General features: G+C 39.7%; 17 protein-coding genes. All 17 read right to left on the reverse strand.

Features of this window, described 5'->3' with window-relative positions:
- Window positions 1-2: 2 nt before the first annotated feature.
- The 17 genes from CLIN57ABFB40_RS07550 to CLIN57ABFB40_RS07630 all read right to left on the reverse strand — a co-directional run bounded on the left by CLIN57ABFB40_RS07550 (window position 3) and on the right by CLIN57ABFB40_RS07630 (window position 14,278).
- On the reverse strand, window positions 3-440 hold the full coding sequence (locus CLIN57ABFB40_RS07550; protein ID WP_175629565.1) for a four helix bundle protein: 438 nt from the start codon (window positions 438-440) through the stop codon (window positions 3-5).
- Between the two features lie 153 nt (window positions 441-593).
- Entirely contained in the window at window positions 594-1,403 is an 810-nt protein-coding gene (locus tag CLIN57ABFB40_RS07555) for a DUF1566 domain-containing protein (protein WP_175629566.1), read from the reverse strand.
- 215 nt (window positions 1,404-1,618) lie between these two features.
- Complete coding sequence (gene istB / locus CLIN57ABFB40_RS07560; RefSeq protein WP_065539093.1) at window positions 1,619-2,392, reverse strand: IS21-like element helper ATPase IstB; 774 nt, start codon at window positions 2,390-2,392, stop codon at window positions 1,619-1,621.
- Complete coding sequence (gene istA, locus CLIN57ABFB40_RS07565; RefSeq protein WP_175628403.1) at window positions 2,382-3,947, reverse strand: IS21 family transposase; 1,566 nt, start codon at window positions 3,945-3,947, stop codon at window positions 2,382-2,384. The genes istB and istA overlap by 11 nt, the downstream gene beginning before the upstream one ends.
- 161 nt (window positions 3,948-4,108) lie before the next feature.
- Window positions 4,109-4,561, reverse strand: coding sequence for a hypothetical protein (locus CLIN57ABFB40_RS07570; protein WP_254871720.1), 453 nt, complete (start codon window positions 4,559-4,561; stop codon window positions 4,109-4,111).
- A gap of 268 nt (window positions 4,562-4,829) precedes the next feature.
- Entirely contained in the window at window positions 4,830-5,225 is a 396-nt protein-coding gene (locus tag CLIN57ABFB40_RS07575) for a type II toxin-antitoxin system HicB family antitoxin (RefSeq protein ID WP_175629567.1), read from the reverse strand.
- Between the two features lie 94 nt (window positions 5,226-5,319).
- The gene (locus CLIN57ABFB40_RS07580; RefSeq protein WP_005652458.1) at window positions 5,320-5,505 is read right to left on the reverse strand and encodes a type II toxin-antitoxin system HicA family toxin; all 186 of its coding nucleotides are present in this window, start codon (window positions 5,503-5,505) and stop codon (window positions 5,320-5,322) included.
- A gap of 125 nt (window positions 5,506-5,630) precedes the next feature.
- On the reverse strand, window positions 5,631-6,104 hold the full coding sequence (locus tag CLIN57ABFB40_RS07585; protein ID WP_175629568.1) for an RNA polymerase sigma factor: 474 nt from the start codon (window positions 6,102-6,104) through the stop codon (window positions 5,631-5,633).
- A 385-nt stretch (window positions 6,105-6,489) separates the two neighbouring features.
- Window positions 6,490-7,071, reverse strand: coding sequence for a hypothetical protein (locus CLIN57ABFB40_RS07590; protein WP_175629569.1), 582 nt, complete (start codon window positions 7,069-7,071; stop codon window positions 6,490-6,492).
- Window positions 7,072-7,073: 2 nt separating this feature from the next.
- Window positions 7,074-10,985 (reverse strand): phage tail tape measure protein, encoded by a 3,912-nt coding sequence (locus CLIN57ABFB40_RS07595; protein ID WP_175630355.1) that lies wholly within the window; start codon window positions 10,983-10,985, stop codon window positions 7,074-7,076.
- A complete protein-coding gene (locus CLIN57ABFB40_RS07600; RefSeq protein ID WP_175629570.1) occupies window positions 10,985-11,146 on the reverse strand; it encodes a hypothetical protein in 162 nt (53 codons plus the stop codon). Before CLIN57ABFB40_RS07600 ends, CLIN57ABFB40_RS07595 begins: the two co-directional genes overlap by 1 nt.
- 30 nt (window positions 11,147-11,176) lie before the next feature.
- Window positions 11,177-11,698: a hypothetical protein gene (locus tag CLIN57ABFB40_RS07605; protein ID WP_175629571.1), complete on the reverse strand. Its 522-nt coding sequence runs from the start codon at window positions 11,696-11,698 to the stop codon at window positions 11,177-11,179.
- Between the two features lie 49 nt (window positions 11,699-11,747).
- Window positions 11,748-11,903, reverse strand: a complete 156-nt coding sequence (locus CLIN57ABFB40_RS07610) for a hypothetical protein (RefSeq protein ID WP_004300280.1) — start codon at window positions 11,901-11,903, stop codon at window positions 11,748-11,750.
- Entirely contained in the window at window positions 11,900-12,739 is an 840-nt protein-coding gene (locus CLIN57ABFB40_RS07615) for a hypothetical protein (protein WP_175629572.1), read from the reverse strand. The genes CLIN57ABFB40_RS07610 and CLIN57ABFB40_RS07615 overlap by 4 nt, the downstream gene beginning before the upstream one ends.
- The gene (locus CLIN57ABFB40_RS07620) at window positions 12,736-13,308 is read right to left on the reverse strand and encodes a hypothetical protein (RefSeq protein ID WP_004315583.1); all 573 of its coding nucleotides are present in this window, start codon (window positions 13,306-13,308) and stop codon (window positions 12,736-12,738) included. Before CLIN57ABFB40_RS07620 ends, CLIN57ABFB40_RS07615 begins: the two co-directional genes overlap by 4 nt.
- Entirely contained in the window at window positions 13,305-13,847 is a 543-nt protein-coding gene (locus CLIN57ABFB40_RS07625; protein ID WP_009039425.1) for a hypothetical protein, read from the reverse strand. The genes CLIN57ABFB40_RS07620 and CLIN57ABFB40_RS07625 overlap by 4 nt, the downstream gene beginning before the upstream one ends.
- 8 nt (window positions 13,848-13,855) lie before the next feature.
- Window positions 13,856-14,278: a hypothetical protein gene (locus CLIN57ABFB40_RS07630; RefSeq protein WP_004300271.1), complete on the reverse strand. Its 423-nt coding sequence runs from the start codon at window positions 14,276-14,278 to the stop codon at window positions 13,856-13,858.
- Window positions 14,279-14,280: the final 2 nt, after the last annotated feature.

The raw sequence follows: 14,280 nt of genomic DNA on the forward strand, positions 1-14,280 counted from the left end.
AGTTATGGCTCCGGCTTTGCGAAATACTCAAGTTGGTACTGGTATTCCCGCAGGGCACGTTCGTCCTTGCCTGTTGACCTTTCCCAATCAGAGAGTGTTTTTTTATACCAGCCCGTGGCTTGTTTGCCGACACTCGCCAACAGAAGAGTGATGTCGGCCGCCATCTTGACGCTGATAAACTTTCGTTCTTGACATATCCTTAGCAGTACTCCTAAATTATCCAGCTCGCAACGAAGTCTCATCAGGTTATCAGCCCGGCGCGGCGGGTACATATCCGAATTGGCGTAACGGATATATTTCATGCAGTTCAGGGCGCAGGAAATGATATCGGAAGCAAATTCGTAACGGAATTCCTTCGGAAAATGGACACGCGCATCAATTATCTTATTCAGTAACCGATACATTGCATCTGATATTTTGAGGTCTTCGGAGAGAGCCATGTTAATTTTTTATATATTTTAATGTGTGTTACGAGGACACAAAGTTAACAGATGATAAACAATTAACAATATTTTAGGGCGTTTTTTTACAATAAAAAAGCCCCTACCGGGGCTTTTGCTTCGCTAAACAGCTAAGGATTAAAGAGATAAAGTCTAAAGAGACAAAGAGGTTATTGCGGAAACGGGGCGAACACGATAGGCGCTCAGGCGGCCGTAGGTGTTGACGCCGCCGCTGCCGAAGTACACCCCCCAAGCGCTGGAAGCGTCGTATTCGATATTAGACCAATACCAGTCAGTTGTAAGGATATTTTGAGAGCCAAACATAGAAGATATGAGCTCATTGATTTCGGTTTTATACTTGGCCATAAGCATAAGTTCACCCAGTGCGGCCAGGTTCCACACGGTTGTATCTTCAATTCCGTCAGATTCAAGCGTACAACCACGGTATGCGCGGGCGGCTTCAGCAGCTGGCGCACCGACAATTCCTTGCGAATCTTTAACACCTGCAAGGGTTTCTATGATAATATCGGTATTTTCCTTGCTATCAAAGGTATCATAGAGTCCTTGGTTACCACTGCCGTAGTTTTTCAGACCACGTATGTCTATACCGTAGCCGCCCCATTTGAAGGTTTTCGCACCATCGGCGGCGACACAGTCGCTTTTGGCAATGATAAACTGGCGGCATTCGGCACGCATACGGATACCGATACGGATATACTTGGAGCGGTTATTCGCGCTCATGGAGTTCCATTCGGCTGCCGTGAAGAAGACTTGTTCACCATCCTCGATGCGGAGAGTGGCCAAGGACAAATCCAAAAGCGTGCCTGCCCATTTCATATACTTGGCGATGTCGCTTGCGGGGGTATTTTCATTGACGGTTGTAAAACCTATTGACTTTAAAGCTTCTATCTGGTCTTGTTTATTCAAGCGCAAAAGCATTGCGTTAGCGATATTTTTATCCATTTTATTGTATAATATTAAGTTAATACTATTTAGAAGTAATAGATCTAACATGGAGAAGGACTGAATTTTTGTTTTGAACCGTAAAATGGAAAATTTAAAGTCGATTGACCCACTATTATACTCTAAATTGACCCATCAAAAAAATATTAGATTTAAATAAAGAAAAATGCATTTTAACCCGGGTCATTTTCAATTATAATAATCTACAATATATACTATTTCTTTTTAGCATTAATCTTTCTTACAGAATCCCCGGTAAGTTCAATCTTGTGTGCTGTATGTACAATTCTGTCCAGGATTGCGTCAGCTACTGTAGGATCACCAATTGCATCATACCAGCTTTCGACAGGAAGTTGTGATGTTATTATGATTGATTTTAATCCGTGTCTGTCTTCTATTATTTCCATAAGGATTGACCTTTCCCTGGCATCCAGTCCTATAAGAAACAGATCGTCAAGAATCAGCAGTTGACACTTTTCTATTTTTTTCATCTCAGATTCTATAGTGCCCTTGTTTTTGGCAATTTTAAGCTGTCCCATAAGCTTTGACGCATTTGAATACAAAGTCTTTATTCCATTCTTACATGCCTCATATCCTATGGCTGAAGCTATATAGCTTTTACCTGTACCGGAGCTTCCCGTGATGAAAACATTCTGTCCGTCTCTTATAAAATCAAGAGATGCAAGTCTCTCAAGCTGGTTACGGTCAAGGTTACGTTTTATGGTATAGTCTATTTTTTCCATATATGCCTTATATCTGAAGTTTGCAGACTTTATCAGTCTCTCAATGCTTACATTGCGTCTGTAATCATATTCGCTTTCAAGAAGCCATTTAAGAAACTCATCGTTTGTCATACCATCAGAGGATGTGGTCCTGCAGTCATTTCTATATGTTTCAAGCATGCCGTAAAAACGTAACTTGGAGAGTAGTTCCATTATTCTGTCCATATTTTTTCCGACAGTTCTGCTTGTTTTATTATTACTTGTCATTTTTATCCATGTTTTTAGAGTTAAAATAATCCTTGCCTCTGAGATTTCTGTGTTTGGGGGTAAGTTCGGGAGCCTGTCCCTCCATCTGTACATGATACTTCTCATCTTCCCTGTTTACCAGAATACTTTCAAGTTCGTTGTACCCGAACATACCGAATTCCATTGCCACCTGGCATGAAAGAACCACCCTGTCATGTCCGAAACGCTCCACAAGACTTAATATACCATCGGCTGAACGTACGGCCTGGACCGGATATTTCTTGGCAACGGCCACACGCTTTATGTACTCTTCCAATACCGGATCAATTTCACATGCCTTGCGGTATATATCATCCATTCTGATTCTGTATTCATGTAGCACTCCCGAAAGTTTGTGGGACGGTTTTTCTGAATAAGTGAAAGGTGTATCATCCCTGCGATGTGTCGTTATGTGTCTGAACTTATGATATATCTCCACTGTGTCCCCATCATACAGTAATTCTACAGTATCGCCGATATACTCTTTAGGAACACTGTAATAGTGATTGTTAAGCGATACATAACTGTTTCTCATGACAGTTGCCGTTTTCCGGCTTTTTGATATAAATTTTGTTGCCGGCAATGTATGCAGCCTGTCTTTCTCGACTTCGAGGAAACGTTCCCGACGGCTGTAGTTGCGATTGTACATCTTTCGGCTGTTCAACGCATCCGTATGCTTCATTATTTCTATGTTCAAGGCTTCAAGATCATTGAATTTCAATCCCGTCATCTTTGAATACACCTCCCTGTAGAGCAGTCTTACAGCATTCTCAACCAGAGCTTTGTCTTTAGGCTTTCGTACTCTTGCCGGGAAGACAACACATCCATAATGGTCTGCAAATGCAGCAAAGTCGTCATTGATTACAGGTTCAACACCTCCAGGCTTTGTTACGGCTGATTTCAGGTTGTCTGGAACTATGGCATTGGGGACACCTCCAAAATAATGGAAAGCATTTTCACATGCCTGGATAAGGTGTTCTTTCTTTTGTGATGGTACAGCCTCGTAATAAGTAATCTGGCTGCATGGAAGTATAGCGGCAAATACTTCTACGGGAACCTTATTGCCTGTTTTTTCGTATGAGAGATAAAGTTTGTCGCCGGCAAAATCCACATACATCTGATCACCGGCTATATGATCTATGCGTCCAACAGGAATCTTTACTTCCCTTTCTCGTCTGATATATAAACAAAAAGAACAGTAGCTGTAACCTTGTGGACGATTTTTAAGATATTCCTCATACAAAGACCTTCTTGTTGTCCCACGGACCTTAAGTCGTTTCATGTAATCAGGTATACGTTCTTGAAGATACTTATACTCTGCAGAGCCAGACGATTCTTTGTCAGTCTCCGTACCGAAAAGCTCATGCAGATGCTGCTCGTCCATTTTCAACAGACGCTCAAGTTCTATACCCATATCTTCGTATATACGGATATAACGTTTGACTGTATTACGTGAAACAAGGAGAGAAGAACTGATACCGCGGATACTCATTCCTGACTGATAACACCGCAGTATGTGCTTGATTCTTATTTTCATTCTTTAAAATTTTATTCAGTTAATAATACCGGGTTAAAATGCTTTGTAAAGTACGAAAACAAGACTGAAATATGGTAATTATACAGGGGCAATTTTTATTATAATCACAGCGGATCAGTTTCGGTTATAAAGGTGGGTCAGAAGACTTTTATAATAGTGGGTCAATCGACTTTAAATTTTCCATAAGACAATCTATCATAATAAAGCCGAGCTTCATCTTTCAGTTCATCTACCGAATATTCGTATTGTGTTCCTTTATTAGCTTTTATGATATTAGCAACACTATCATCTATCGAATTGATAGAAACAGTATTTCCATCATAGGTCAATGAACCGAAATCCAGTCGGCAACTGAAGAATTCATCATAAGTATGAGAATCGGTTATAGTATAAACAGAGATACTGGCATTAGAAGCCAGGTACTTGCTCAAATACTCCTCCAAAATGAGGTCATAGGCTTCTCCAACAAACTGGAATTTTGAAGTAAAAGTTCTAGTTATCCCTTCAAGTCCGGAGCGTTTACGGGAAAACTTAATTTCATCCCAATTCTGAATACAAGATTTAGGAATATCATAGGAAATACTATCAACTGTAAGTACATATTTACAAAGCATTTTAACTCGTTTTGAACGTTCACGAGCAAATATATAGAAAAAGCCAACCGGTTTCCCGATTGGCTAAATTCTTGAAAATTGCACTTTGCAGAAGCAAGACATAACTACTTATTTTTCAACGCAATAGATGAAATATAAAATAATTATGACTTTCTGCATTCTCAATTTACAAATTAATACTTTCATAAAAAAGCTCCGAACCCATATATAAAGGAACGGAGCCTGCCTTTGTCTTAAAACGGTCTCGCTTCACAGCGGTACACTATCTTTAGAAAGTAGCTGCGGAAAGTTCTTTAGATATACGTTCCACCGCTACCCGTATCTTATCATATTGTTTTTGTCCGGCTGCTGTCACACCGGAAGTATATTGCCTCATCAATGAAGCATTGATACCTGCCAACTCTGCAACCTTAGTAACATTCAGAAATGAAAAATAGTTGAAAAAAGACTGCATATCATATTTGTAAATAAACTCCAATTCCGGCATTTCCTTGCCTTCTTCTGCCTGCATCTCCTTTATTTCCTCATATGCTTTCATCATATCCTCTTTCGCGGCTTCCGCCGTATCTCCATACCCTGCCAAACCAAAGCCGGGTAAATCTTCCTCAACAAAGCATGAGTAATACCCATCGCTCGCCTTTTCCATGATTACAGTTACTTTCATATCTATTGAATTAAAATAGGAGTACGGCACTATTACCGTACCCCATTGCCCCAACAAAAACAGTCTCTAACTATGAACAAAAAAGGTAGGGGGATTACTCCCCCAAAAGAACCTTTCTTGCTTTACGTTCCATTCCGGTAGGTACTTCTTGTTTGCCATGCCTTGACAGGGCAAATTTGTTTCCCGTTTTGGGACTATACCAAATATCATGGTTAGCCCCATGTCTGAGAACGTAACAACCTGCTGCGGTAAGTTCCGCAAAAAACTGATTGTACTTCATAATGTAAAAGACCGTTTATTTAAGACGATACAAATATAGCGTTTTTGCTATAAACAGCCAAATAAAAACATAACTATTTTGCTATATTTATGAAAAAGTTATTTCCATACCCTTTTAATCAATCGTCAATACCCAATTTCGTGAAGCAGAAACTTCCGACCGGAAGAGATACGACTTCTTACAGTTCCAACAGGAATGTTCAGGATTTCACTTATCTCATCATAAGAATATCCACTAGCATAATACATCACACTATCAATACAACGGGACTTTTTAGCACACCGTTGTATTGTGGAAACCAAATCATCAAACAGTATTGAATGAGCTGTACAGTTAGAAATGGCACTTCCATCTACCATATCAAGCCCTGTAAAATGTATAAGGGAATTTCTATTGTATCTTATTATATAAGTATTCCTCATTACAATAAGGCACCACGGTTGAAGTGGTTTAGAACAATCAAATTTATCACGATTCACAAGTAGCTTATAAACTGTATCACCGGCTAAGTCTTCAGCATCTTGCATGGAACAGCAGAATTTTCTTGCCACCCTTAATATCCAAGGATATATTTCTGATAATTCCTTTTCAAAGTCCATTGTCAGCCCTCCTTATTAGGTGTATCTTCGGTTCGCCATTAATGCACCTTTCCACGTATTCCCGGTGCATGATACTTTGCTCGTGCATTTCCTTAGCAGAACGCTCGATTGAACTAATAAGAGTGCCAATATCGGGGGGCAATAAGGCAATCATTTTTTTTACCTCGGACACTTCTGCTGTTATCCGATTACACTTCGTCTCTAATGTACGTAATTCTGACAATAAAACATTGTATAAATGCCTATTTATACAATGGATGCTGTTTTTTCTATTCATAAAAAAGTCGTTTGTGATTCCAAAAGAGATGTACAAACGACTGTATGAAATAATTCGCTTTAATTAAAAATTAATCGAATTACAGTATATATGTAATGCCCAATATTATCATGTGCTTCTTTTTCTGATTGATATTTCAACATCAGCTTGATGAACGATATTCGCATAGACAGCAGCATTAATTACGCGGGAATCAATACTCATTTTAAAGAATGTCATTAGAAAAGCAATCTCTGCATCAAAAGAAGAACGAATTTGTTCAGGAGTAGCTTTACTTCCTTTATATTCCTCACTGCGTCTCTCCTCATTCCGTTTTTGCTCAAAAATTGCAGAATGAAGTAAATAATCAATCTTCGATATTACTTGCTCATCACTCATATTCCGGATATCTACATTTAGTTGACCCAATACCTGACGAACATCATCATAAAAGCCAAGAGAAACAAGAGCCTGACAAATACGAAGACTCAATAGTTTGGCACGTTCTTTCAGCATATCCTCTTTGTCCATTACCATAGCCTTCATATTTGAGGGATTAACAATACTTCTGTATTCGACAAGTAATTTAGACGCTATTTCTTTAAGCGTGCTTTCGGACATAGATTTGCAGTCCAAAAGCAAACAAGCATAGTTTCCGCAAGAAAGCTCAATGAAATCATTCAATGTTATCTGATTTAATCTTTCAATCATGACTATTTCAGTTTAGATAATTTATACAGTTCAAATTCACGGTTAGAAGCATCTTGGCGTTGCATTTTTAGACTCTTCATCAAAAGAAAATTTGTTCTATCAACCCTTTTTTCTAATCGGGAATAATCATTGAAAACAATGGTGTCACCGGAAGAAGATGCAAAATATGTCGGTGAAAATGTAGGAAAGTCCCAATCCGGCATATCAAATTTAGAGATATCTACCTTATCGACATCAGGAAAGACTTGCGCACCTTTAGGAATATCAACTAAAGTTGGAGTATCAGGAGTAATCCATGCTTTTCCGGAATACATGATAATTTCATGCTTACCAGCATCACCTACCAAAGCAGTACCACCAGGGTGCCTATCATTACCTTTTGTACCTTCCGCATAAGAAGGGATAGGAGTAGCAAGAATTGTTGCAACTTGCATAGCCCCCATTGCCCCAATAACAATAGATAAAGGTATATTAGGTAAGGCTTCAGTTATTGCCAGTGCAGTGGCTATTCCAGCTTGAGCGACACTAGTCGCCTTTTCCCAAATAGCTTGTTTACGTGCCATTTCCTGCTTTTGCCTTTCCAAGTCCTTATCTTTGGCTTCAGTTCGTTCCTTTGCAGCTCGTTTTCGTGCTTCCGCTTCCTCTTCGGATATGGATCCAGACTCTGCCAAATTCTCAATTCGTTCAATATCCTCATCATACTTTTCCTCATTAGCTTCCCGCTCTTCTTCTATTTTCTGAATCTGACCATCATAAATAGAAGAGACTAAGTTTCCAATAGCCCCCACAGCTTGAGATGCAGTTTGAAGCCATTTTTTCAAGTTCTTTTGACGCTCTTTCTGTGCTTTCTCATCCGCTTTAGTAACTTTATTGATAGCATCTATTTCTGTTTCTGCTTCTTTTTGGGCAAGGTCCGCTTTCAATTTTGCAAGTTTCTCCTCAAGTTTCTCCCTTTTGTCCGTACTCAAGTTGGCAGTAGCAAGTTCGGATTCCAAAGCGTCAATGGCAGCTTCCGAGGTTTTACGTACATAATCTAATTTTAACTGATACTCAAGTTCTGCATACTCTTGCTGGGTTATTTCCTTAGAAGCTAACTGTTTTTTAAGAGCAAGCGTATCCATAACATATGCAGCATCCCGGATTTCCTGCTCATGCGCTGCATTCTCTGCAATTAACTGCACCTGATCGGATGCATGTCTTTCGTAAAGTTCTTGTTTCTTTTTTGCATATTTTTCATCAATGAGAAAAACATCTTCACCAGTTTTCTCCGCTGCATCAATTTCTGCTTCACGTTGCAACTCCAACTGGTGCAATTTCAAATCAAGTTCTTCCTGGGATCCCTTTTTTACAACAGCAAGAGCGTTCTCAACATCTTTCTTTTCACGGTCAGAATTATACTTAATAGAGAATTCATCTAATTTATCCTGCATTTCTTTCGCCAAATTCTGACGAGTAGCGATTTCTTCTTTACTATAACCCTTAACAGCAGCAATCTTCTTTGAGTACGCTAAACCAATTTTAGCAAGTTCCTTTTCTAAGCCTTCATCCATGAGGGCGAGTTCAGACTCTTGATAGGTTTCCTTAATCTTTTGTTTTTCCTTAGCAGCTTTCTCCAGTTCACGTTTTTCTTTATCTGTGAGAGGTTTGTTGAATGTACTTCCCGTATTTTCCTCTTGATAATCATTGGTAATACCTTTGATTTGCTCTATTTTTTCTTTCAACCCAGCAACATATGCAGTTTGCTCTTCAACAAGCTTGAAAGACTCATCTATGTCTTTTTTCATCTGATTAGTAGTTTTTTGAAGCCCTAGGCCTTGTTTCAATAAACTACGATTATTATACTCACTCCACTGCTTTTGGTTTCGTTTAGTATAAAGTTGCAATCTAGCTTCTTCTTGTGATAAAGTTCTTTCTAATATTTTAAGTTGTTCTCCTCTAGCTTTCTCAAAAGCTTCTGCACCGTCAACTCCCTCTTTTCTATATTTCAAAGCGACCCTATCAATACTTTCCTCCTTAGATTTAACCCATTCCTTATCCAGTTTAGCAGCTTCTTGACCGTTACGGACTGCATTAGCTAATCTTTCCTCGCCAAGTTCTTCTGCCGTAGCTATTACGGCACGCATAGAACGGACAAGGTCGGTAAATTCGTTTATTATCCCAGATAAAACGCCTGTGTTTTTACCTAAAGAGATCATCAGGGCTTCCCAAGCAGATTTTAAACTATCAATTGCACCTTTGGCATTATCTTCCATAGTATGAGCCATATCACCCAATTCACCTTCAACACCTGTTATTTGTTCGCGTAATGGAACAATCTTATCGGCAGCGGTAAGAAATGCATTGAAAGCAGCAACACTCCGTTTATCAGTCATTTCAAGAGTACTATTCAAATCTACTCCCTGCTCTTTCAATTTTTGTAATCCAGCGACCAACTCAGGTAATGTTCTCACAGGGCCACCTAACGACTTGGCAAGTACCCCGTTTGTATCAGCTAAATTTAGAAGAATATTACGTGTAGCAGTAGCAGACATTGAAGCGTCAAAGCCAGCGTCTGATAATTTACCTAGTAAAGCCAAAGTATCTTCAATAGAGAAATTAAAAGCCTTAGCTACCGGTCCAACGATTGGAAGTGCAGTAGCAAGATATGAAAACGATAACGCACTCTTTGTTGTAGCAACAGCCATTGCAGATACATAACGTTCTGTCTCACGAGTATCTGCATTGAACATTCTCAATGCAGCTCCAGTTAGCGAAGCAGCTTCCCCTAACTCTGCACCGGTAGCTTGAGCAAAACGTAAAATCGATTCTGTTGCATCTAATATTTCTTTCCGTGTAAAACCTAACTTGGCTAATTCTATCTGCAATTCGGTAGCTTCAGAAGCTGTATATTTGGTTGTAGCTCCCAACCTTTTAGCATCAAGAGTTAATTCTTTTATTTGGTCTGATGTGGTACCGAGTATTGCAGCAAGCCGGCTATTAGCGAATTCAAATTCAACAACACTACCTACACCCTCACGAAGTTTAGTGAAAAGAGCAACGACACCACTTACAACAGCTTGCGCACCTATATATCCAGCAGCCCATCCTTTCAATCCGGCACCAACTTTACTTAACCCAGGAGCAAATTCAGAATTAAGTATTTTTCCTGCATTCCGGGCAATAATACCCATATTCTGCATGGACTTATTACCGTTCTGTATCTCAACCCATGCAGCCTTTACTTCTTCCCGATATGCACCGATAGTCATTTTCTGTTGACTATATCGATCGGAATTTCGTTTTATGTAATCGGTATTGATTCCGATTGTAGAATTAAGACGGGCAAGTGTACGAATATAATTCTCATCCGTATCTTTCAAAACATCAACAGCCTTTTGCAGCTGCTTATTCATTTCCTTTGCTTGTGAACGGCTATGTACTTCCTGATTAGTCAAGGTAATAGCAGTTCTGATAAGTTTTAAACGTTCTTCTTCAGATAAAACAGCTTTCTTACGAGTAGTATTACCGGCATTCTGCGCTTTTGTCAAGTTAGCTTCCGCTTTAGCAGCCTTTTCCAAGGACGCAGCATTATCCGAGTTTGCCTTGGTTAGTTTCTTCAGTTCAGCAGCAGATAATTTCTCTACATTTAGCTTTTCCTCTATCTTCTTACTGACAGTTTGAGTTATTTCAGACTGTTTTCTAAGAGCCTCGGTTAATTCAGCAGATGCAGAACCAGCCGTTTTTGCTTGAGTATTATAAAGATTACTCAACTTTTCAAGATCAGCAACGCCTTCTACATTTAGTTTCAAACCTTTTGCTAATTCTTTGGCTGCATTAACATAGTCAGCTCTCACACGCTCAATAGTATTATCAAGCTCTACCAATTTCTGCAAGTCGTTCTCATCAACGAAATCTTTCAATTTTAAATCCATAATTACAGGTAATGTCTATATTCAACAATCTTTCCTTTTATTTCATCTCCTAGTTTATCAAAAGCATAGGTACCATCTTCTTTCTGATAAACGACATACACGCAGCCGTCCAAGACAGCCGCTTTCTTTGCAAGCTCGCTGATACGTTCCAGTTCACTCTGCATCTTTCTTATTTCGCAACTACAAGCCATTTTCTACCGATATCCACATTCTGAAAAGAAACGTTCCATCCAGGGACGGAGATACATAATATTAAAGTACTCTTTAGCTGTATCACCAATACCTAAAATCAGCTCACCGTATTTCTTCTCAATAGAGCTACCGTCCGTAAATCCTTTCGTTGAGAATCGAAGCCCGGAATCAATTCTATCGGCAGTTATGCTATCATAGAAAGTACCAGTAATAAAAAGGTTAGGTACCTCAACCGGACGCGGTGGCAAATAAAGCATCTCACTTCTAAGAGGTGGAGTTATCCTCTCCTTCCATCGTTTATATTGTTCCGCACGGTTCTGCCAGGGACCGGGCTCGTTAAAATAGGTGTCAGTATCATAATCAGGATTCAATAGATGTTCAGTACCGTCCAGACCGGAATATAATTGCTCCTGAATGCAATCAACGAGCACATTCTTATGTTCTTCCATACACCTAATACATTCCTCTTTAAACCCGGATGCAATGGAATGAATAACTCTATGTAATTCATCAAAATCTGCCATACAGTAAAAATATAACGGGCCGGGCTGTAATCACACCCCAGCCCGTCGGTTACTTAGTTATCGCATCGTACACTTCCGAGAGCTTCTTCTTGCGGTCAGCTTCCTTCAGTTCCTGCCACACGACTTTAATGTGTGCATTAATAAACTCTTCCTTCGTCATGCCCTTCACAGCAACCTCGACGAACGTAACATTATCTACTTTCATGACACCTGCTCGATACCTCTGATTCCTTTTTCATACAATACAGAAGGAGCTTTCAACGAAGGAACCGCCCCGGCTTTAGGAACAATGGTAATGATACCATCCGAATATGTAGCAGAAGTTACGTTATTCATAACTTCAGCAGCACCATCAGCAATAAGACTGCCAAATTCTTCTGTACGGTCATAACCACCAACAACTTCGACAATTTTGTAGGTATTTTCAGTCTCCAACTTTTGAAGCACAACATCAACCAAGCCTTTAACGAAATTCTTGGGATTGAAGTCTAACTGCACGTAGTCAAAGTGCAATTGGCTGTCTTCCACATCTTCATGTGAAAAACTAACAGTCATCGCAGACTTAGCACTACTGGTCGGGTACTGTGTCACGGTCGGGTAAACAGTAGACATCGGAATACCGGCAAGGATATCAGTGTCATCATTATAACCGATCAACATATTATCCTGATTCCAAAAGTAAACGTCCCATCCTTTATTGGCACATTTCAGAAGCTGGGCATTCAAAACCTCATCAAATTTCTTCAAAGTGAAGGTGTCTGTTTGAGCGCTAAGCCCGTTGTATTCACTTGCACCGTACCCTACAGCATTAACTTGGGGCTCTCCACCATTCTTGGCATACTCCAGGAATGGCAAAATAGGGTAAATACGCCCGGGACGGTCTGCATGGCACAATTCGAGCAACTTCTCACCTGTTATATCAGCAGGGAGTTTGACACCGTGTTCTGTCAAGATAGCACCTTTGACTTTTTTCCAGTCAATGCTACAAGCAGAACTACCAGTGTTCATCCGGGAACCCTTACACGTTCTAATCTTTCTCATTTTCTTCTACAATTAAGATTATTAATTTTTATTTCCATCGAGCGTATATTTATGGCATCAATCGGCTCGCTCACAGCCTCACCGGAATCTGTATAGGCTCCGTATCTGCCATATGAATAGTTTTCTGAATAACTATGTTTCACTTTTTCGTCATAGTCGCAGTCGAACCGAGAATCTTCATATAATACTTCCAATAAACGTTTATAGATTGGCCGAAGGATATTTTTAAAAGATGTGGTTCTGCGCATCTCATTGCTCCACTCTTTACAAGAAGAACATGCTATAATTAACGAAACCTTTGCTTTTGAAAAATAATCCGCGTCACCTCTATCCTCACTAATTGGAGTGAATAGTGCAACCAACGGAAACTTCCTTTCAGACTGGGCAGAAGACTTACTGTATTCATCTAAAATATCTTTGATATATTGACTGCTACCGAAGATGTAATTCAACCTTGGGGACTTCACAACTTTAGTTCCCCCTTTCCCATTTGGATAGAGGATTTCAAGCCCTTCTGGAAGTTCCTTTACAATCTCCTCAAACAGTTCTGTTATATCTAAATCTATCATAAATTGAAAGCATTAATTGGGGTCAAAAGATTCTTGGTTATTTTCACATCGAAAGGACAATCATTCGACATAGCCCATTCAACAAACTGTTTATTCTTCTCTACCATGCTATTCCATGTGCTTACTTGTCTCTTCAAAGGAGCTACATATTCATTAGCACATTTCAAACGGACAAGCCCGGTTATTGTAGCCTGGGTGTTTGCGTCACGAAGAATATGATAAAAGACATAGTCAGCGAACGGTTCACACAGCTTCTCGCATAATACTGCATATCCGGACTGGGGGGCTTCCTTCTCTTCTGAAATATCAACTTCATCTGAAGAATCTTCCTTTTCCCGTTCAATAAGCTCCAAATAATCTGTGATAGCTTGGGAAAGAGTCACACCAACAACATTCCGGAGAAATTCGGGCTGAAATGCCTTAATATACCCATTTATCACCTCATTCACAGCAAGAGATTGGGGCGAAGGCATTTCAGCGACCGAAACATTCTCAATATGCCTGGGACCTGACATAAAATATGAAACATCAATCAACATAGCGATAGTTATTTAGAAGTCTTGCCTTTCCCGGTTTTCTTTTCATCTTCCACGGAAACGGCTTTATCATCTGTAACAGTTACCTCCTTGGCATCTTCCTCTTGCAAATCTTTTGAATCGGCAACCGGAAGATTCTTTTCATCAGAAGGCACCTGTACTTCAAGTTCTGCAATGCGAGCTTTCATTGTTTCACGCTCTTCTGTCAGTTCAACAATTGTCTTATCTTTCTCTGCAATGGATGCAGTAAGCCTGCCAATCTCTTCATTTTTCTCTGCAAGCATACATTCCAATGTCTTTCGGGCATCTTCTTCTGTAACAAGACCACATTCGGAAATAGGGATGAGTTGAATCATCCCTCTATTAATCCGAATGCGTTGCTCTTTAAGCACATTGGTTACATCCTTATCGTTACCTCTAAGTATGTAATCCATAA

The sequence above is a fragment of the Bacteroides acidifaciens genome (assembly GCF_903181435.1).
GTDB lineage: Bacteria > Bacteroidota > Bacteroidia > Bacteroidales > Bacteroidaceae > Bacteroides.